The following is an 18,765-nucleotide window of genomic DNA, read 5'->3' as shown; positions in this document are numbered from 1 at the left end:
ATGCCCCCCGCCACCCCGGCCGCCGTCACCCAGGAGATCGTCGAGCTGGTGCGCGCCGAATCCGGTGTCGCCGACCTCGGCCCCGAGTCCGGATTACAGGACGCCGGACTGGATTCCGCGCACCTGCTGTCCCTGGTCTTCCGGATCGAGGCCCGCTACGACATCGACCTGGACGCCCAGGACGGCGACGACCTGACCACCATCGGCGACCTGGCGGCACTGGTGGTGCGCCGCATCGAGGAACGCGCGTGAGCGCACCACGGTTCGCCACTCTCACCGAGATGCTCGACGCCGCCGCGCGCAGCGACAAGTCGCTCATCTTCGTGGGCCGCGACGAAACCGACCACCCGGCGTCGCTCAGCGAGATCCGCGTACGCGCCCATCAGATCGCCGGCGGTCTGCACAGCCGTGGTGTGGCAGCGGGGGACCGGGTGGCGCTGGTGCTGCCCACGGGTCCGGAGTTCGTCGCCTCCTTCTTCGGTGTGTTGGTGGCCGGGGCGATCCCGGTGCCGCTGTATCCGCCGGTGCGGCTGGCCAAGCTCGACGAGTACCACCAGCGCACCGCGACGATGCTGCGGGCGGTGCAGGCCGCCCTGGTCATCACCGACGCCCGCATCCGGCCCGCCCTCGACGCCCCGGTGGCCGACGCCGCACCGCGCCTGGGCTGTGCCCTGGCCGACGAGATCACCGGTGAAGCAGCACCTTCGGCCACCGCCAGCCCCGACGACATCGCCCTGATCCAGTTCTCCTCCGGCACCACCCACGATCCCAAACCGGTGGCCCTGACCCACGCCAACCTGCTGCACAACCTCGCCGCGCTGGCTGACTACTTCACTGGTGCCGGCATCAGCGAGGTCATCGGCGTCACCTGGCTGCCGCTCTACCACGACATGGGGTTGATCGGAAACCTGTTGTCCGCGTTCTATCTTCCGTGCCCGCTGGTGTTGCTGCCGCCTGAGCTGTTCCTGGCGATCCCGGGAGCCTGGCTGCGCGCGATCTCCCGGCACCGCGGCAACGTCACCGCCGCACCGAACTTCGCCTTCGGGCTGTGTGTGAAGCGGATCCGCGACGACGAACTCGACGGCGTCGACCTCAGCTCCTGGACGCTGTGCCTCAACGGCGCGGAGATGGTCAACGCCGAGGTCGCCCAACAGTTCTCGGAACGGTTCGTCGCCTGGGGATTTCACAACACGGCCATGACACCGGTCTACGGCCTCGCCGAAGCCTCGTTGGCCGTCACCTTCACCCCGGCGGATGCCCCGGTCGGAACACACCGTGGTGTGGTGAGTGTGGGACGTCCGCTGGCCGGCGTGGAGGTCCAGATCCGCGACGCCGACTCCCGGCCACTGCCCGACGACGAGGTGGGCCGCATCGTGGTCCGCGCCCCCAGCGTGATGCCCGGCTACTTCAACCGCCCCGACCTCACCGCGCAGGTCCTCGCCGACGGCTGGCTGGACGGCGGTGACCTCGGATTCATCCACGACGGAGAACTGTTCGTCACCGGCCGCAGCAAGGACACCATCATCATCCGCGGCGCCAATCACGCCCCGCAGGACTTCGAAGCCGCCCTCGACGGGCTGGCCGGGGTGCGCGCCGGCTGCGCGGTGGCCGTGGGCTACCCCAGCGCAGACGCAGGCGAGGAGGCGCTGGCCATCCTCGCCGAAGTCACCCCGGAGGCGACACCGGAGCTGGCAGCCGACATCGCCGCCCGCGTCCTGGACCGCACCCGCATCACCGTCGGCCATGTCGAACTCGTCGAACCCGGTGCGCTGCCGCGCACCTCAAGCGGCAAGATGCGCCGGCTCGCCGCCCGCGACCAGTGGCTGGCCGGCACCCTCCCGTCGGCGCAGCTGCCCGGGAGGACCCTCTGCTAGCCGCGCTCGCCCGCCTGTCCTTGCGCGCCCCGCGACGGTTGATCGTGGCGGCGCTCCTCGTGATGATTGGCACCGCCGTTTTCGGAGTGCCGGTGGCGGCCCGTCTCTCGGCTGGTGGCCTCACCGACCCGGGCGCGCAATCCTCACAAGCCGCCCGGGTGCTGGCCGAGCGGTTCGGGCAGGGCGATATGCCGCTCCTCATCACCGTCAGCGCACCCGGCGGAGTCAACAGCCCGGCTGCCAGGGCGGTCGGCACCCAGATCGTGCAGACGCTCACCGGCTCGCCAGTGGTCGCCACCGTGACCTCACCGTGGACCGCGCCGCCACCGGCCGCGGCGCCACTGATCAGTCGGGACGGCACCATCGGGGTGATCGTCGCCGGAATCACCGGCGGGGAGAACGGCGCACCCAAGAACGCTGACACCCTGATCAACCAGGTGGTCCACGACCGCGACGGCGTGAGCGTGCACGCCGGCGGCGAATCGGTGCTCAAACTGCAAATCACCCAGCAGAGCCAGAAAGACCTGAAAATCATGGAGGGCGTGGCGCTTCCGCTGAGCTTCCTGATCCTGGTCTGGGTGTTCGGTGGACTGGTCGCCGCCGCGGTCCCGGTCGCGGTGGGGGCGGTCGCGATCTTCGGGGCGATGGCGGTGCTGCGGCTCATCAGCTTCGCCACCGACGTGTCGATCTTCTCGCTCAATCTCGCTGTCGCCATGGGTCTGGCGCTGGCCATCGACTACACGCTGCTGCTGCTCAGCCGTTTTCGCGATGAATGCGCGGCCGGGGTTGAGCGCGACGCGGCCTTGACGCGCACCATGATCGCGGCGGGCCGCACCGTGCTGTTCTCCGCGATGACCGTGGCGCTGTCGATGGCGGCGATGGTGCTGTTCCCCATCTACGCCCTGAAGTCCTTCGCCTACGCCGGAGTGGCGGTGGTGGCGTTCGCGTCGCTGGCCGCGATCGTCGTCACCCCGGCCGCCATCGTGCTCCTCGGTGACCGGCTGAATGCGCTGTCGCTGCGGCGCGCAACGCCGCAACCGCGTCCGGTCGAGCAGTCCCGCTGGTATCGGGTGGCGAGATTCGCGATGCGCCGGGCCGTGCCCGTCGGCGTGGCGGTGGTGGCCCTTCTGGTTGCACTCGGCGCGCCGTTCGCCGGTGTGAAATGGGGCGTGCCCGACGACCGGGTGCTGCCCACGTCGAGTTCGGCGCACGTGGTGGGCGACCAGCTGCGCACCCAGTTCGCCTCCGACCTGGCCACCAACCTGACGCTGGTGATTCCCGACGGTGCGAGTGCGGCCGAGATCGACCGCTACGCCGCGGATCTGTCGACGGTTGCCGATGTGTCGGCGGTCTCGGCCCCGGGTGGCACCTTCGTGGCCGGCCGGAAGTCGGGGCCACCATCGGCGCCGACCGCGATCTCGGACGGCACGGCGTTCCTCACCGTCAGCAGCCGCGCCCCGCTCTACTCGCAGGCTTCCAACGATCAACTTGACCGCCTGCAGGCCATCCCCACTCCCGACGGTCATGCGGTGCTGTTCGGCGGCACCGCCCAGGTCAACCGGGATACCGCGGCCGCCATCGCCTCCCGGCTCGGCTGGGTGCTGGGCATCATCGCCGCCGTCACCGTCATCCTGCTGTTCCTGATGACCGGCAGTGTGGTGGTGCCGCTGAAAGCGTTGCTGCTCAACGTCTTATCGCTGACCGCCGCCTTCGGGGCGCTGGTGTGGATCTTCCAGGACGGCAACCTCGGGGCGTTGGGCACCACGGCCACCGGGACGCTGGCCATCAGCATCCCGGTGCTGCTGTTCTGCATCGCGTTCGGGCTGTCCATGGACTACGAGGTGTTCCTGGTCTCCCGTATCCGCGAATACTGGCAGCAGCACGAGGACAACGACACCAGCGTGGCGCTGGGGCTGGCCCGCACTGCCCGTGTGATCACCGCAGCTGCGCTCATCATGGCCATCACCTTCGCCGCACTCTCCGGTGCGCAGGTGTCCTTCCTGCGCATGCTCGGTGTTGGCCTGACACTGGCCATCCTGGCCGATGCCACCCTGGTGCGGACCCTGCTGGTTCCGGCATTCATGCACCTGATGGGCCGCTACAACTGGTGGGCCCCGAAACCGCTGGTGCGCCTGCACAATCGGATCGGAATTCGGGAAGCCGTTCCGAGCGTGCCCGGGGGAGGATGAGGACATGCCGACATCCGCCAAGGTGCCGCCCGCTGCCGCGGCCCGCGTGATCGAGTGGATCCGCCACCACCTGCTGCGAATCCATCAGCGGTTGGTCCCCGCGCCGATGTCGATGATGGAACTCATCGTCTCGGGCTGGCCCGCGCAGGCCATCACCGCCGCCGCCCAGCTCGGCATCGCCGACGCGCTGGCCGACGGTCCGCTGCCACTCGACGAACTGGCCCGCCGACTCGACGTCGACGCTGACGCGCTCGGCCGGCTGCTGCGCGCCCTGATCGGCCGCGGTATCTTCCGGCGCCGCCGCGATGGCCGCTACGCGCTGAATTCCCTTGCCGCCACGCTGCGTTCCGATGCGCCGATCTCGCTGAAGGGTGCCGCCCTGTTCCAGGGCTCTCAGGAACAGCGGGAACGCTGGACCCTGCTGGCCGACTCGGTGCGATCGGGTCAGTCCATCGTTCCGGCGCTGCGCGGCAAGGACGGCTTCGACTATCTCGACGACATCCCCGAGCATGCCGATCTGTTCAACCGGACGATGACCGCGCTAGCCCAGATGACCCACGCCGTCGTGGTGGGCAGCTACGACTTCAGCCCCTACCGCACCATCGTCGACGTCGGCGGCGGGCAGGGCGCGCTGCTGGCCGCGGTCCTGGCCTCCGCACCCACCTCGCGCGGTGTCCTCTACGACCTGCCGCAGGTGGTGGTCGATGCCCCGAAGATTCTGGGCGACAACGCGATCGCCAACCGCATCGAGGTGGTCGGCGGGTCGTTCTTCGACAGCGTCCCGCCCGGCGGCGACGCCTACCTGCTGAAGAACATCATCCACGACTGGCCCGACGACAAGGCACTGCAGATTCTGCGCAACATCCGCGCCGCAGCCCGGCCCGGTGCGACGGTGCTGCTGGTCGAGATGGTGACCCAGGACAACGGCCGTGACGGGCCGGAGAACTGGGTGGACCTGGAGATGCTGATCAACCTCGGCTCCCGGGAACGATCCGCCGACGGGTACCGGGACCTGTTGAGCCAGGCCGGTTTCCGGCTGACTCGGGTGGTACCGACCGCCTCCCCGCTCAGCGTGGTCGAGGCCGTCGTGATGGCCGCAGCCGACGGGCCGGTGTGATGGGTGCGGCCTCGGCCATCGGCCGGGCGATCTGGGCCGGGGTTGATCCCGACGGCATGTTCCGGCGCCACGCCGCGGACACCGAACCGTTCACCGTGCAATTCCCCGGCCTGGGCACGGTGCGGTTCTTCGCCACCGAGGACGGCGCCCGCGACATCCTGACCGCGCCGTCGACGCTGTGCCGCGCACCGCTGCCCAACCCGATCGAACCCGTCGTCGGGGAGAACTCACTGATCCTGATGTCCGGCGAACCGCACCGCCAGGCCCGCAGCCTGCTCGCCCCGCCGTTTCGCGCCGAGCTGATGCGCGGCTACGTCGGCCTCATCGCCCACGCCACCGACCTGGCCATTGCTGGCCTGAAAGCCGGTGACCAACTGCGGGCCGGGCAAGTGGCGCAAGCGATCACCCTCGACGTTGTGATCCGGGTGGTGTTCGGTGTCACCGACTCCGCACGCCGCGAGCGGTACGCGGAGGTGACCAGCGAACTGCTGAGTTCAGGCAGTGCACCGCTGATGCTGGTGCCCCTGCTGCGCCGCGGGAGCCGGGGCCCGTGGGCGCGGCTGGTCCGGGCGCGCGACGAACTCGACCGGCTGCTGGCTGAGGAGATCGCCGAACGGCGTGCCGGCGGCGAACATCGCGGCGACGTCCTGGATCTGATCCTCGGCGCCACCGACGAGCACGGCAACACCCTGAGCGACGAAGCGCTGTACGGGCAACTGCGGACCATGCTCGCCGCGGGCCACGAGACCACGTCGACAACCTTGGCGTGGGCGCTGCACCACATCTACAGCGACGAGGATGTCCGCGACCGTCTGGTGCGCGAGGTCAGCACTGCCGCAACGCCTACCGATCTGGCCGCCCTGCCCTACCTGGCCGCGGTGATCCAGGAGACGCTGCGCATGCACCCGGCGGTACCGATCGTGCTGCGCCGGCTCACCGGCCCGCTCACCGTGGCCGGCCAACCCTGCTCGGCCGGCGATATCGTCGGCATCGCCTTGCCTGCGCTGCATTTCAATCCCGCACTGTGGCAGGATCCGGCGACGTTCAACCCCAGCCGCTTCCTCGACGGCAAGCCGTCACCGTTCCAGTACGCGCCGTTCGGCGGCGGCTTCCGCCGGTGCATCGGCGCGGCGTTCGCCCAATCCGAGCTGGCGGTGGCGATCGGCACCATTGTCCGCACACTGGACCTCCGCATGGCGCAGCACCACCGGCGCCCGCCCAGGGCGGTGCCGCGGGGGATCGCCACCCGCCCCAGCCGGGAGATCGTGCTGGACGTGCTCGCCCGTCGCTAGCGATGCGTCGCCACGTCGCCCAGGCTGGAGTTATCGCGCAAAAGTGCGAGTAACCATCACGATGGCTACAGCCTGGCCGCACATTGGCGGGCGCGCGGGTCTGGGAACTAGCGATGCGTCGCCAGGAACCGGCCTATCCGCTCGATCGCCGCCGCGAGGTCGTCGGCTGGTGGCAGTGTCGCGATCCGCACATGGTCAGAACCCGGCCAGTTCAAGGCAGAGCCCGGCACGATGTGAATCTTCTCCTGCAGCAATAGATCCAGGACGAACTGCTCGTCGTCGCGGATCGGATACATGTCGAGGTCGATCTTCGGGAACGCATACAGCGCGCCCCTGGGTTTGATGCACGAGATGCCTGGGATGCCGTTGAGTACGGACCAGGCCCTATCCCGCCGCTCCTGCAACTGCTCGATCGGCAGCTGCAGATCGGACCCGGAGCTGGCAAGTGCAACTGGAATCGCCTGCTGGGCAGGAACATTCGCGCACCGGCGCAGACTGGCGAGCATCGTCAGGCCGTCGAGGTAGCTGGTGGCGTGGTTGGTGGGACCCGACACCGCCAGCCAGCCGGCCCGAAACCCCGCACTGCTGTAGGCCTTCGACAGCCCGTTGAACGTCAGGCACAGCAGGTCGGGCGCCAATGAGGCGGTCGCGGTGTGCGTCAGGCCGTCGAACAGGATCCGGTCGTAGATCTCGTCGGAGCACACCACCAGGTTGTTCTCCCGCGCGATCTCCAGGATGTCGGTGAGCACCTCGGGCGAATAGACCGCCCCGGTGGGGTTGTTCGGGTTGATGAGCACGATCGCCCGGGTGCGGGAGGTGACCTTCGCGGCGATATCGGCGACGTCGGGGTACCAGTCCGAGGACTCGTCGCAGCGGTAGTGCACCGCCCGGCCACCGTTGAGCTGGACCGCGGCGGTCCAGACGGGGAAGTCGGGGGCGGGGATCAGTACCTCGTCCCGGGACTCCAGCAGTGCTGTCATCGCCATCACGATGAGTTCGGAGGCGCCGTTGCCCAGGAAGACGTTCTCGACGTCGACGCCGGGGACACCCTGGGAGTGGCAGTAACCCGCCACCGCGGCACGCGCCGATGGCAGCCCCTTCGGGCCGACGTAACCGGCCGAGTCCGCCAGATTCGCCGCGATGTCGCGGAGCAAGGCCGCCGGGGGCAGGAATCCGAATGGGTGGGGATCGCCGGTGTCCAGACGCAGGACGTCATGGCCTTCGGCTTGCAGTCGTGCAGCGTGTTCGGCGATCGGCCCCGCCATGTCGTAAGACAGGTCGGACAACCTGCTCGACCGTGCGAATTTCATCCAGTTCCTCTCACCCGGGCAAAGTGTGGCAGATACGCCCGTGAGCGACGGCGATATGGCCTGTGAGTTCGCACAATAGCCGGTGAGCTGGGCAGACGCAGCCGTCCCAGCCGACGTCGCCGGGTTCGCCGGTGGGCGGAGCGAGCGCTGGGCACAGTTTCGTAAGAACTTGTCACATTCGTTGAAGTTGCAGGTCAGAGGCATCATGCCCGGCGGTTCACCACTACATCGCCGCTGCTGTGCCTTGGGAACCGCGCAGCTCTGGTGATAATCGAATGCGGCAACGAGGAGGTGAGACGTGACAGCTGCGCCCGACAGGGAAACCTGGGCGACGGTGCTCGACGTTGCCGCGCGCGCCCCTTCGCTGCGCAACCTCCAGCCGTGGCAGTGGCGGGTCGAACCCGACGCCGTGCACCTGTTCGCCGACTGGAGCCGGCAGGCCGGTGACGCGCCCTCGGATCGGCGCGACGTGCTGCTGGGTTGTGGCGCCGTCCTGGATCACTGTGCGGTGGCGCTGGCCGCAGCCGGCTGGCAGCCCCGGATCCACCGTTTCCCGGACGGCGGCAATCACACTCATCTGGCTCTGGTCGACGTCGTCGAGACCCCGGCCCGCGATGCCCACCTCGAACTAGCGGCGGCCATTGCGCGCCGCCACGCCGACCGGCGGCGCTACCGTGCCGAGCGGGTCCCGACCGGCACGTTGGAGATGCTCTACATCCGGGCCGCCCGGCTGGGTGTGGAACTCGGCGTCGTACCCCGCTCGCGCTGGACCCGCGGTGCGGACGGCACCGTTGTGCTGCACTACAGCGGCGCCGCGATCGAGGATCCCGCCGACGATGCGGTGCTGCTGGTGGTGGGCACCGGTAGCGATGACGATGCCATGCGGCTGCGCGCCGGCGAGGCGATCAGCCATCTGACCTTGACGGCCACCGCGATGGGCCTGGCGAGTTGCCCGCTGACCGAGCCGCTCAACGACATGGGCACCCGCCTGGGGTTGGCGTGCGAGGTGTTCGACGGCGCCGCCCACCCGCAGGCGTTGATCCGGGTCGGAATCGCCCCCGAGGCTGCTGACCTCCAGCCGGCCACCGATCGCCGGTCGGTGAGCGAAACCACGACCTGGGCAGTGTGATTCAGACGCGTCGAGCCGCCTCGAAGTCGTCAATTCCCGCCAGTGCGTCAATTCATGGTTGAAAGTCCCGCCGATGGGGGTAAGCCATTGTCATGGCAATGAAGAAGATGTCCCTGACGTCCGTTTTCCTCGCCGGTGCCGCCGCTGCGGCGATCGCCGCCGCCCCGTTGGCGACGGCCGATCCCGCCTGCGTCAACCCCGACGGCACCGCATGTCCGACCGCCACGGCCGGACCTGGCGGCGCTTCCGGGGCCGTTCCCGGTGGTCCTGCCGGTGAGGCCGGTCCGGGCGGCGCTTCGGGCGCCATCCCGGGTGGTCCCGCTGGTGAGGCCGGCCCCGGTGGCGCCTCCGGCGTGATCCCCGGCGGTCCCGGCGGCTCAGCCGGCCCGGGTGGGGCCAGCGGCTCGATCCCCGGTGGCCCGAGCGGCACGGCCGGTCCCGGTGGGGCTAGCGGCTGCATCCCGTACGTGGGCTGCGCGTCAGTCGGCTAAACCGAGAATTCGCACGTCCGATACCCGTGCGGGGATACACTCCGCACGGGTATTGGGGGTGCGGGATGACACGACCGGCAAGCCAACGTCCGGCGTCGACGAGTTGCGCTGCGGTATGCATCGGCGCTCTGGTGCTCAGCCTCGTCATGGTTCCGCCGGATCGCGTTGAGAGCCCACCAGTTCCCACGCGCCACGCGACGCTGTCGCTGCAGTCGGTGGTGACCGACCTGCGGGCCGAGATCGCCGTGCCGTCCGTGCGGCCGGCAGCCGCTACCCCCACAGCCTCAGCCACGGTGACCGGCAACGGGTGTGGCATCGATGGCACGTTCGGCGTGTGTTGGCTCCTGTTGGCGTTCTTCGCCATTGTGGTTGCCCCGATCTACTACACCGTCCAGAACTTCGTGTACTCAGTCCAAGCATTCTTGGCGAACATCTTGCCGGGCTCGGTCCCCACACCAGCTGCAGCCGTCCGCGCCGCTGAGGCCGATAGCCCTTTTGCTACGCAGCAGACTCCCACGGTTTCCGCAGCACCCGCCCGCCCGACAGCGCACCGCTCCCCGCGGATCCGGCCGGCGACCCGGCAGCCACTCATGTTGTCCGAGAGGGTGATTCGCGTCGCCGCACCAGCCGCGAGCGCGAAAGCTGCGGCCAGCACGTCAGCGTCGCGTTCAGTGGCTTCGCACACCCGCGCCGCCGGGGCGACCGGGCGTTCAGCCCGCGCAGTCGCCGACTGATCAGTTGTCGCCCGCGGCCACCAGCGACCGCAGCGTCACACCGGGGTTGTCCTCCTGGAATCCCTGCAGCCGCCACTTGGTGGTGAACAGCGCCAGCATGACGCCGTCGGTGCGGGTCAGGACCTCCATGGACACCTGCTTCTGCAGGAACTCGGCGTCCTCGGGGTCGGCGGCGCGGGCCACCGTGTACGGCAGGAATTCCAGCGTGATCGGCGCGCTGAACTCGGTGGCCATCCGGTGGCTGGCGACCTCGAACTGCATCGGGCCGACGGCGGCGAGAACCGGCGCCTGATCACCGCGCCGGTCGGACCGCAGCACCTGCACCACGCCTTCCTGGTCGAGCTGCTCGATGCCCTTGCGGAATTGCTTGTGCTTACTGGGATCGGTGCCGCGGGCCACCGCGAAGTGTTCGGGGGAGAAGCTCGGGATCGGCGGAAAGTGAACGGGCACATCACGAAACAGGGTGTCGCCCGGCCGCAGCGCCGCCGCGTTCGCCAACCCGATCACGTCACCCGGCCACGCACTGTCCAAGGTCGAGCGCTGCTGACCGAACACCGACTGGGCGTACTTGGTGACGAACGGCTTTCCGGTGGCGGCGTGGGTCAACACGTCGCCGCGCTCGAAGGAACCCGAGCACACCCGGGCGTAGGCGATGCGGTCGCGGTGAGCCGAGTCCATGCCGGCCTGCACCTTGAAGACGAAGGCGCTGAAAGGGGATTCGACGGGACGGATGTTCCCGTCGGCGTCGCGCTGGGCGCCCGGCGGCGGCGCCAGCCGCACCAGGTTGTCCAGCAGCTGGTTCACCCCGAAGTTCAGTGCCGCCGAGGTGAACAGCACCGGTGTGGTCTCGCCGCGCAGGAAGGACTCCTGGTCGTGGTCGCCGCCGTCGGCGGACAGCAGCTCGCATTCCTCGACCGCGTTGATCCAGTCCACCCCGGCGGCCTCCTCGGCCTTCTCCGGCGTGATGTGCTCCTCGGGCGCCGCGGTGGCACCGCCCGCGGTGCGGGTGAACCGGATGAAGTTGCCGGTGCGACGGTCCAGCACACCCTTGAAATCGCCGGCGATACCGACGGGCCACGTCAGCGGCGTGGGCTTGAGCCCGATGCGTTCGGTGATCTCGTCGAGCAGTTCCAGTGCGTGGCGGCCCGGGCGGTCCCACTTGTTGATCACGGTCAGGATCGGGATGCCGCGGTGACGGCACACCTGGAACAGTTTCAGGGTCTGCGGTTCCAGGCCTTTGGCCGCGTCGATCAGCATGACCGCGCAGTCCACCGCGGACAGCACCCGGTAGGTGTCCTCGGAGAAGTCGGCGTGCCCGGGGGTGTCGAGCAGGTTGATCACGCAGTCCTGCCCGTCCGGGGAGGTGTAGGGGAACTGCAGTGCGGTCGAGGTGATGGAGATGCCGCGGGCCTGCTCCATCTCCATCCAGTCCGACACCGTGGCGCGCCGGCCCGCCTTGCCGTGGATGGCGCCGGCCTCGGTGATCACCCGCGCGTGCAGCACCAGCGCCTCGGTGAGGGTGGATTTACCGGCGTCGGGGTGGCTGATCACCGCAAAAGTGCGGCGGCGGCCGGCTTCGGCGGCCAGCTTCTCGGCAGCCTTGCTGGTGGGGGCGGTCCGTGCTTCGGTGTCCTGATCTGTCATGACGGTGCTGATGGTATTGGCCCCGGACGCCAAACAGCCAATCGCGCCGGTGTGCTGCTGCCCTGGTTAGTCGAGGCGACCAGCGTCGACGAGCCGGATGACGGCCATTCCTTCTTCGTCGGATGCCGCCAGGTCCACCTCGACCTCAAAGCCCCAGTCGTGGTCACCGGCCGGGTCGTCCAGGATCTGGCGCACCCGCCACACCTCCGGCCTGCGGTCGAAGATCAGCAGCGCCGGACCGCGGGCGTCGGCCCCGGTGCCCACCTCGTCGTATTCGTCGAAGTAGTCGTCGATCACCTCGGCCCAGCGCTGCGCGGTCCAGCCTGATCCGGAATCCAGCGCGCCGAGCTCAGCCGAGCGGCGCCGGGCGAAGAGTTCGACGCGCCGGAACAGGGCATTGCGCACCATCGCAGTGAAGGCCCGCTGGTTGCCGGTCAGCGGGCGCGGACGGCTAGGCACGGCCACCGGGACGTCATCGGGCCGGTCCGGGTTGGTGAGCTGCTCCCACTCGTCAAGCAGACTCGAGTCGACCTGGCGCACTAGCTCGCCGAGCCATTCCACGATGTCGGTGAGTTCCTCAGTACGCGCGGCGGCGGGCACCCCTGAGCGCAGCGCCTTGAACGCATCGGAGAGGTAGCGCAGCACCGCGCCCTCGGAGCGGGTCAGCCCGTAGACACTGACGAACTCCCGAAAGGTGAACGCTCGCTCCCACATTTCGCGCACCACCGACTTCGGCGAGAGCCGGCCGTCGGCGGCCCACGGGTTGCTGCGCAGGTACACCTCGAAGGTGTGCCGCAGCAGTTCGTCGAGCGGCTTCGGGTAGGTGACGTCGTCGAGGAGTTCGATGCGCTCCTCGTACTCGATACCCTCGGCCTTCATCGCCGCGACGGCCTCGCCCCTGGCCTTGTTCAGCTGGGCGGCCAGAATCTGGCGCGGGTCCTCCAACGTCGCCTCGATCACCGAAACCACATCGCAGGCATAGCTTTCCGATGCCGGATCGAGGACCTCGATCGCGGCGAGGGCGAACGTCGACAGTGGCTGGTTGAGGGCGAAGTCGGGTGGCAGGTCCACGGTGAGCCGGTATCGGCGTCCGTCGGCCTCGGGTTCGGCGAGGCGTTCCAGGATTCCGGCCTGCAGCAGCGACCGGGCGATACCGACCGCCTCCCGGATGTGGGCGAGCTGGCGCTTGCGTGGCTCGTGGTTCTCGGTGAGTAGCCGGCGCATCGCGACGAACGGGTCACCGGGGCGGTCGACGACGTCGAGGATCATCGCCGTCGACACCTTCATGTTCGAGGTCAGCTGTTCGGGGACGGCGTCGATGAGCCGGGTCATGGTGGACTCGCTCCACGGCACCATGCCTTCGGGGGCCTTGCGGCGCACCAGCTTCCGGCGCTTCTTCGGGTCGTCGGCGACCTTGGCGAACTGCTTGAGGTTTTCCACCTCGTGGTCGGGTGCCTGGACGACGACGGTGCCCGCGGTGTCGTAGCCGGCGCGTCCGGCCCGCCCGGCGATCTGGTGGAACTCGCGCGCGTTGAGGAGCCGGGTGCGGGTGCCGTCGTACTTCGACAGCGCCGAGAACACCACGGTCCGGATCGGGACGTTGATCCCGACGCCGAGGGTGTCGGTGCCGCAGATGACCTTGAGCAGCCCGGCCTGGGCAAGCTGTTCGACCAGGCGCCGGTACTTGGGCAGCATGCCGGCGTGATGCACTCCGATCCCGTGCCGAACCAACCGCGACAGCGTGGTGCCGAACGCCGACGAAAAGCGAAAGGCACCAATCAGATCGGCGATCGCGGCCTTCTCTTCCTTGCTGCAGACGTTCACACTCATCAGTGCTTGCGCCCGCTCGAGAGCCGAAGCCTGGGTGAAGTGCACGACGTAGATGGGCACCTGCTTGGTGTCGAGCAGGTCGCCGATGGTCTCCTGCATCGGCGTGGTCGCATACGAATAGAACAGCGGGACCGGCCGTTGGGCATTCGCGACCAGTGCGGTGGGGCGCCCGGTGCGCCGGGTGAGGTCCTCGCGCAGGAACGTGACATCGCCAAGGGTGGCCGACATCAGCAGGAACTGTGCCTTGGGGAGTTCCAGCAGCGGCACCTGCCACGCCCATCCGCGGTCCGGGTCGCCGTAGAAATGGAACTCGTCCATGATCACCAGGCCGATGTCGGCGTCGGCGCCTTCGCGCAGCGCGATGTTGGCCAGCACCTCGGCGGTGCACGTGATGATCGGTGCCTCTGCGTTGACCGCGGCATCGCCGGTGAGCATGCCGACGTTGGCGGCCCCGAACACGTCGCACAGGGCGAAGAACTTCTCACTGACCAGCGCCTTGATCGGCGCGGTGTAGTAGCTGCGCTGGTCGCGAGCCAGCGCGCAGTACAGCGCCCCGGTGGCCACCAGCGACTTGCCCGAACCGGTCGGCGTCGCCAGCACGACATTGGCGCCGCTGACCACCTCGATCAGGGCCTCCTCCTGCGCCGGGTACAGCGTGGTGCCGGACTGTTGCGCCCACGTGGCGAAGGACTCGAACAGCCTGTCCGGGTCGGCACCGGTCGCGCGCAGCTCGTTCAGGTCGCTCGGGTCGGCGAGGAGGGGAGAAGACATTGTGAGTATCAGCGTGCCCGATCCCGGCCATTAGCCCAAGCGGGCCGCAGACCGGTAGCGTCGCCATCAATGAGTGAGGAGCTAAACGAGGCCATCGCGTCGGCGCCGATGTTCGGTGAACTCGACCAGGCGCACATGGCGATCCTCGCGCAACAGAGCCGCCTGATCTCCCTTCCCGGCGGCCAGGTGCTGTTCCGGCGCGGCACCCCGTCCACTGGGTTCTACATGGTCCGGGCGGGCCGCATGCAGCTGTCGGTGTCGAACTCCGAAGGCATGGTCAAGGTGGTCGAAATCATCAGTCCCGGATTCGCTTTCGGGCATGCGGTGATGTTCCTGCGGGAGCCCTACCCCGTCGACGCGACCGCACTGGAGGACACCGCTCTGGTGTTTGTGCCGGCGACCGCCGTCGACCGGCTCCTCGACGAAGACCCCGCGATGGCCCGCATCATGCTGGCCTCGATGGCCAAGCGGCTGCAGTCGAAGATTCAGGACATCGCCATGCTGTCGTTGCAGTCGGCCACCCAGCGGATCATCGCCTACATCCTCGGGGCGGCGGACACCGACGACGGCTCGCCGAGCCAGGCGGCCAGTATCGAGTTGCCCGCACTCAAGCAGGTACTGGCGTCCCGGCTGGGTATGACGCCGGAGACGTTCTCCCGGGCCATGCGGACACTGACCGGAGCGGGCCTGGTCCGTGTCGACGGTTCGGTGGTGGAGATTCCCGACGTCAGCGCCCTGGACGCCTACGCCCGCAGCCAGTCCGAACTGTGAGGCGGGCCACATCCGGGTCTTGATCTAGGTCAAGGTGGGTCCTCGCCGTCCTTCCTAGCGTGAGCGTCGTCAGCCAGCTACGAAGGAGACCCGATGTTCTGCTACCAGTGCGAACAGACCGACCGCACCGATTCCCCGGACCGCCCGAACCTGCTGAGCTTCGGCTGTTCGGCCACCAAGGGCAACTGCGGCAAGGACGCCACCACCGCCGCCCTGCAGGACGTGCTGGTCCACATCAACCTCGGCATCGGTCAGTACGCGCAGAAGGCGCGCGAACTCGGCGCGCCGGATCCGCAGTTCGCTGCGCACGCCAGCTTCGACCTGTTCACCACCCTGACCAACGTCAACTTCAACGCCACCCGCTTCATGGCGATGATCGCCGAAGCCGTCGGGGTCCGCGACACGGCCCGGCGGGCCTACGAGGCCGCCGCTAAGGCGGCTGGCGTCGAGCCCCAGACCCTGACCGGCGCTGCACAATTCGAGCCCGCTGCCACGATCTCCGGGGTCGTCGCCCAGGGCGCCGACGTCGGTGTCGACGCCGGGCTGGCCACCCTGGGCCCCGATGTGATCGGCTTGCGCAACCTCAACCTGTACGGGCTGAAGGGCGTGTGCGCCTACGCCCATCACGCGCACGCCCTGGGCTACCGGACCGACGAGACCGACGCCGGCATCGAATCCGCCCTGGCTTTCCTGGCCGAAGGGCCTGCCGACGCCGACGCTCTGCTGGCGCACGCCCTGGAACTCGGCTCGTTGAACTACGCGGTGATGGCGATGCTGGATGCGGCCAACACCGGCAGTTTCGGCAGCCCGGTGCCCACCCCGGTGCGGGTGACACCGGTGGTCGGTAAGGCGATCCTGGTCTCCGGCCACGACCTGCATGACCTGGCCCGGGTCCTGGAGGCCACCGACGGTACCGGCATCAACGTCTACACCCACGGCGAGATGCTGCCCGCCCACGGCTACCCCGAGCTGCACAAGTACGCCCACCTGGCCGGCAACTACGGCGGCGCCTGGCAGGACCAGCAGCGCGACTTCACCGCGTTCCCCGGCCCGATCGTCATGACGTCGAACTGCCTCATCGAGCCGCAACCGGCCTACCGCAACCGCATCTTCACCACCGGACCGGTGGGCTGGCCCGGCATCCGCCACGTGGATACCGCCGACCTGTCGCTGGTGGTCAAGGCCGCCCAGTCGCTGCCCGGTTTCACCACCGAGGTGCCCGCCGAAACCGTCACCACCGGGTTCGGCCGCGATGCGGTGCTCTCGGTCGCCGATACGGTGATCCAGGCCGTCAAGGACGGCGCGATCAAGCGATTCCTGCTCATCGGCGGGTGCGACGGCGCGGCACCGGGCCGCAACTACTACACCGATGTGGCCGATCACGCACCCGACGACACCATCCTGATGACGTTGGGCTGCAACAAGTATCGCTTCAACACCCACGAGTTCGGTGAGATCGGCGGCATCCCGCGCCTGCTCGACGTCGGGCAGTGCAACGACAGCTACTCCGCGGTGCAGATCGCCCTGGCGCTGGCCAACGCCTTCGACTGCGGTGTCAACGACCTGCCGCTGAGCCTGTTCGTGTCCTGGTTCGAGCAGAAGGCCGCCGCGGTGCTGCTGACCCTGCTGTCGCTGGGCATCCGCAACATCCGCCTCGGGCCCACGCTGCCGGCCTTCCTGACCCCGGCCGTGGTCGACATCCTGGTGGAGAAGTTCGCCCTCAAGCCGATCGGCGACCCGGCCCAGGACCTGGCCGACGCGATGGCGGGGCACTGATGACCGAGATCGCCGAGCATCCGGTGAACACCGAAGTGCAGTATGACGTCGTCCTGGTGACCAACGAGGGGGTGGAGTCCACGATCCGATGTGACTCCGGGACAACGGTTCTCGCAGCCGCTGAGGGGTCCGGGCTGGTGCTGAAATCAGCGTGCCAGTCCGGCGGCTGCGGGGCCTGCTCGGCGGTTCTCGCCGCCGGGCGCATCGAGATGGGCGAGCACGACCCCGACGTCATCGAGACACCCGAGGATGACGGCGGGATCCTGTTGTGCCGCAGCTTCCCGCGCACCGACTGCCGCATCGACCTGCCGTATGACCGGGGCCAGGTGGTCACCGCGCCACCGGCGCGCCACCAGGCCCGCATCACCGGACTCGACCAGGTGGCCGACGCGGTGATGCGGTTGCGGGTCACGCTGCTCGACGGCGATGGAACCTGTTCTGCGGACTTCGAATCCGGCCAGTTTCTCCGGATCACCGTCCCCGGCAGCGACGCCCGGCGGGCCTACTCACCGGCCAACGTGGCCAACTGGGACGGCGAACTGGAGTTCTTCATCCGGCTGCTGCCCGGCGGGTTGATGTCGGAGTACCTGACGGGGCAGGCCCAGCTCGGTGACGAGCTCACTGTCTCCACCGCGTCCGGCGATTTCACGTTGGCGGAGAACGGGCTTCGGCCGCGGTGGTTCATTGCGGGCGGAACGGGACTGTCCCCGCTGTTGTCGATGGTGCGCCGGATGGCGGAGTGGGGTGATCCTCAGCCGGCCCGGCTGTTCTTCGGGCTCACCCGGCCCGCCGAGGTGTTCGCCCAGGACGAGCTGGCGGCGCTGGCCGCGACGCTGCCGGACTTCCGGTTCGACACCGTGGTGTGGCGTCCCGACAGTGAATGGTCCGGGGCCACCGGCAATCCCGTCGAACTCGCCGCCGCCGAGGCGGCCCTGCTCGACGAGTGGCCCGACGTCTACGTGTGCGGGCCGCCGCCGATGGTGGACGCCGCCTACGCCCAGCTGACCGCGGTCGGCGTGCCGCGCGAGCAGATCCACGCCGAGCGGTTCTCAGCCGTGCATTGAGGTCGCGGTATCCCAACCGTTTTCGCTGACGAACTCGGCCAGTGGGCGCCCGAACGCCCACTGGTCGAGTTCCAGTGCGGGCCGGTCCGGAAAGTCCGGCACCGGCCCCAGGCACAGGATCGCGACGGGTTCGGCGCCCTCCGGCATGGCCAACGCTTCGGCCAGGCGACCGGGATCGAACAACGACACCCAGCCCATCCCGAGCCCCTCGGCACGCGCGGCCAACCACAGGTTCTGGATCGCGCACGACACCGAGGCCAGGTCCATGTGCGGCATGGTGCGCCGGCCGAAGACGTGCGCCTCGCGTCCCTCGCCCAGCGCCACGACCAGTAGTTCGGCGCAATCCAGGATGCCCTCGACCTTCAGGGCCAGGAACTCGTCGGCCCGCTCGCCCAGCGCGGTGGCGGTGAGCCGGCGTTCGTCGTCGACCAGCGCGTGGATCCGGCGGCGCAACGCGTCATCGGTGACCCGGATGAAGCGCCAGGGCTGCATGAGACCCACGCTGGGGGCGGCGTGCGCGGCGGCCAGCAAACGGGCCAGGACCTCGTCGGACACGATCGAGCCCGGGGTGAACCGGCGCATGTCCCGACGTTCGGCGATCACCCGGTAGACCGCCCGCCGCTGATCAGGGGAAAACGCGTGGTCAGGCACCGGCTCATCCTAGGGATCGGGCTCGAAGCGATAACGACGCGGCCGAGACCGCACTTTTTCCGGCCATTCGGCGGTTAGTCTGTGGATCCGGCGCGGCAATGTCGCTGCGCCACCGAGGAGTC

At 68.9% G+C, this 18,765-nt stretch carries 14 protein-coding genes; 10 read left to right on the top strand and 4 right to left on the bottom strand.

The annotated features are described in order from the left end of the window. From BN3385_RS27070 to BN3385_RS27050, 5 genes are read left to right on the top strand one after another with little or no spacing between them, the layout of a single operon-like run. Positions 1 to 252 carry an acyl carrier protein gene (locus tag BN3385_RS27070; RefSeq protein WP_059022457.1) on the top strand — a complete coding sequence of 84 codons (252 nt, stop codon included), beginning with the start codon at positions 1 to 3 and terminating at the stop codon, positions 250 to 252. Then, complete coding sequence (locus tag BN3385_RS27065; RefSeq protein WP_231748832.1) at positions 249 to 1,874, top strand: AMP-binding protein; 1,626 nt, start codon at positions 249 to 251, stop codon at positions 1,872 to 1,874. Before BN3385_RS27070 ends, BN3385_RS27065 begins: the two co-directional genes overlap by 4 nt. Then, complete coding sequence (locus tag BN3385_RS27060) at positions 1,868 to 4,063, top strand: MMPL family transporter (protein WP_059022455.1); 2,196 nt, start codon at positions 1,868 to 1,870, stop codon at positions 4,061 to 4,063. Before BN3385_RS27065 ends, BN3385_RS27060 begins: the two co-directional genes overlap by 7 nt. A gap of 4 nt (positions 4,064 to 4,067) precedes the next feature. Then, on the top strand, positions 4,068 to 5,180 hold the full coding sequence (locus BN3385_RS27055) for a methyltransferase (protein WP_059021663.1): 1,113 nt from the start codon (positions 4,068 to 4,070) through the stop codon (positions 5,178 to 5,180). Continuing rightward, entirely contained in the window at positions 5,180 to 6,472 is a 1,293-nt protein-coding gene (locus BN3385_RS27050; RefSeq protein WP_059021662.1) for a cytochrome P450, read from the top strand. Before BN3385_RS27055 ends, BN3385_RS27050 begins: the two co-directional genes overlap by 1 nt. Before the next feature lie 107 nt (positions 6,473 to 6,579). On the opposite strand, the gene BN3385_RS27045 is transcribed toward BN3385_RS27050, so the two are convergent. Beyond that, positions 6,580 to 7,782 carry a pyridoxal phosphate-dependent aminotransferase gene (locus tag BN3385_RS27045; RefSeq protein ID WP_059021660.1) on the bottom strand — a complete coding sequence of 401 codons (1,203 nt, stop codon included), beginning with the start codon at positions 7,780 to 7,782 and terminating at the stop codon, positions 6,580 to 6,582. Between the two features lie 298 nt (positions 7,783 to 8,080). Here BN3385_RS27045 and BN3385_RS27040 point away from each other — a divergent pair, with 298 nt between their 5' ends. Both BN3385_RS27040 and BN3385_RS27035 read left to right on the top strand, forming a co-directional pair. Beyond that, positions 8,081 to 8,911: a nitroreductase gene (locus BN3385_RS27040; protein WP_059021658.1), complete on the top strand. Its 831-nt coding sequence runs from the start codon at positions 8,081 to 8,083 to the stop codon at positions 8,909 to 8,911. Between the two features lie 92 nt (positions 8,912 to 9,003). Further along, a complete protein-coding gene (locus tag BN3385_RS27035) occupies positions 9,004 to 9,402 on the top strand; it encodes a hypothetical protein (protein ID WP_502688094.1) in 399 nt (132 codons plus the stop codon). A 734-nt stretch (positions 9,403 to 10,136) separates the two neighbouring features. On the opposite strand, the gene BN3385_RS27025 is transcribed toward BN3385_RS27035, so the two are convergent. Continuing rightward, entirely contained in the window at positions 10,137 to 11,780 is a 1,644-nt protein-coding gene (locus tag BN3385_RS27025; protein ID WP_059022453.1) for a peptide chain release factor 3, read from the bottom strand. Positions 11,781 to 11,846: 66 nt separating this feature from the next. Continuing rightward, positions 11,847 to 14,381: a DEAD/DEAH box helicase gene (locus BN3385_RS27020; RefSeq protein ID WP_059021654.1), complete on the bottom strand. Its 2,535-nt coding sequence runs from the start codon at positions 14,379 to 14,381 to the stop codon at positions 11,847 to 11,849. Between the two features lie 69 nt (positions 14,382 to 14,450). Here BN3385_RS27020 and BN3385_RS27015 point away from each other — a divergent pair, with 69 nt between their 5' ends. The 3 genes from BN3385_RS27015 (at position 14,451) to BN3385_RS27005 (ending at position 17,992) form a co-directional block, all read left to right on the top strand. Continuing rightward, on the top strand, positions 14,451 to 15,152 hold the full coding sequence (locus BN3385_RS27015; RefSeq protein WP_059021652.1) for a Crp/Fnr family transcriptional regulator: 702 nt from the start codon (positions 14,451 to 14,453) through the stop codon (positions 15,150 to 15,152). Positions 15,153 to 15,245: 93 nt separating this feature from the next. Continuing rightward, positions 15,246 to 16,928, top strand: coding sequence for a hydroxylamine reductase (hcp, locus tag BN3385_RS27010; RefSeq protein ID WP_059021650.1), 1,683 nt, complete (start codon positions 15,246 to 15,248; stop codon positions 16,926 to 16,928). After that, entirely contained in the window at positions 16,928 to 17,992 is a 1,065-nt protein-coding gene (locus BN3385_RS27005) for an FAD-binding oxidoreductase (protein ID WP_059021648.1), read from the top strand. Before hcp ends, BN3385_RS27005 begins: the two co-directional genes overlap by 1 nt. Here the strand turns inward: BN3385_RS27005 and bluB are convergent. Beyond that, complete coding sequence (gene bluB / locus BN3385_RS27000; RefSeq protein ID WP_059021646.1) at positions 17,978 to 18,643, bottom strand: 5,6-dimethylbenzimidazole synthase; 666 nt, start codon at positions 18,641 to 18,643, stop codon at positions 17,978 to 17,980. The two genes, BN3385_RS27005 and bluB, sit on opposite strands and share 15 nt — an antisense overlap. Positions 18,644 to 18,765 lie beyond the last annotated feature (122 nt).

The organism is Mycobacterium sp. M26, from assembly GCF_001494595.1.
GTDB lineage: Bacteria > Actinomycetota > Actinomycetes > Mycobacteriales > Mycobacteriaceae > Mycobacterium.
Note: the sequence above shows the minus strand (reverse complement) of the source record. Positions and strands in the feature narration are given on the sequence as shown.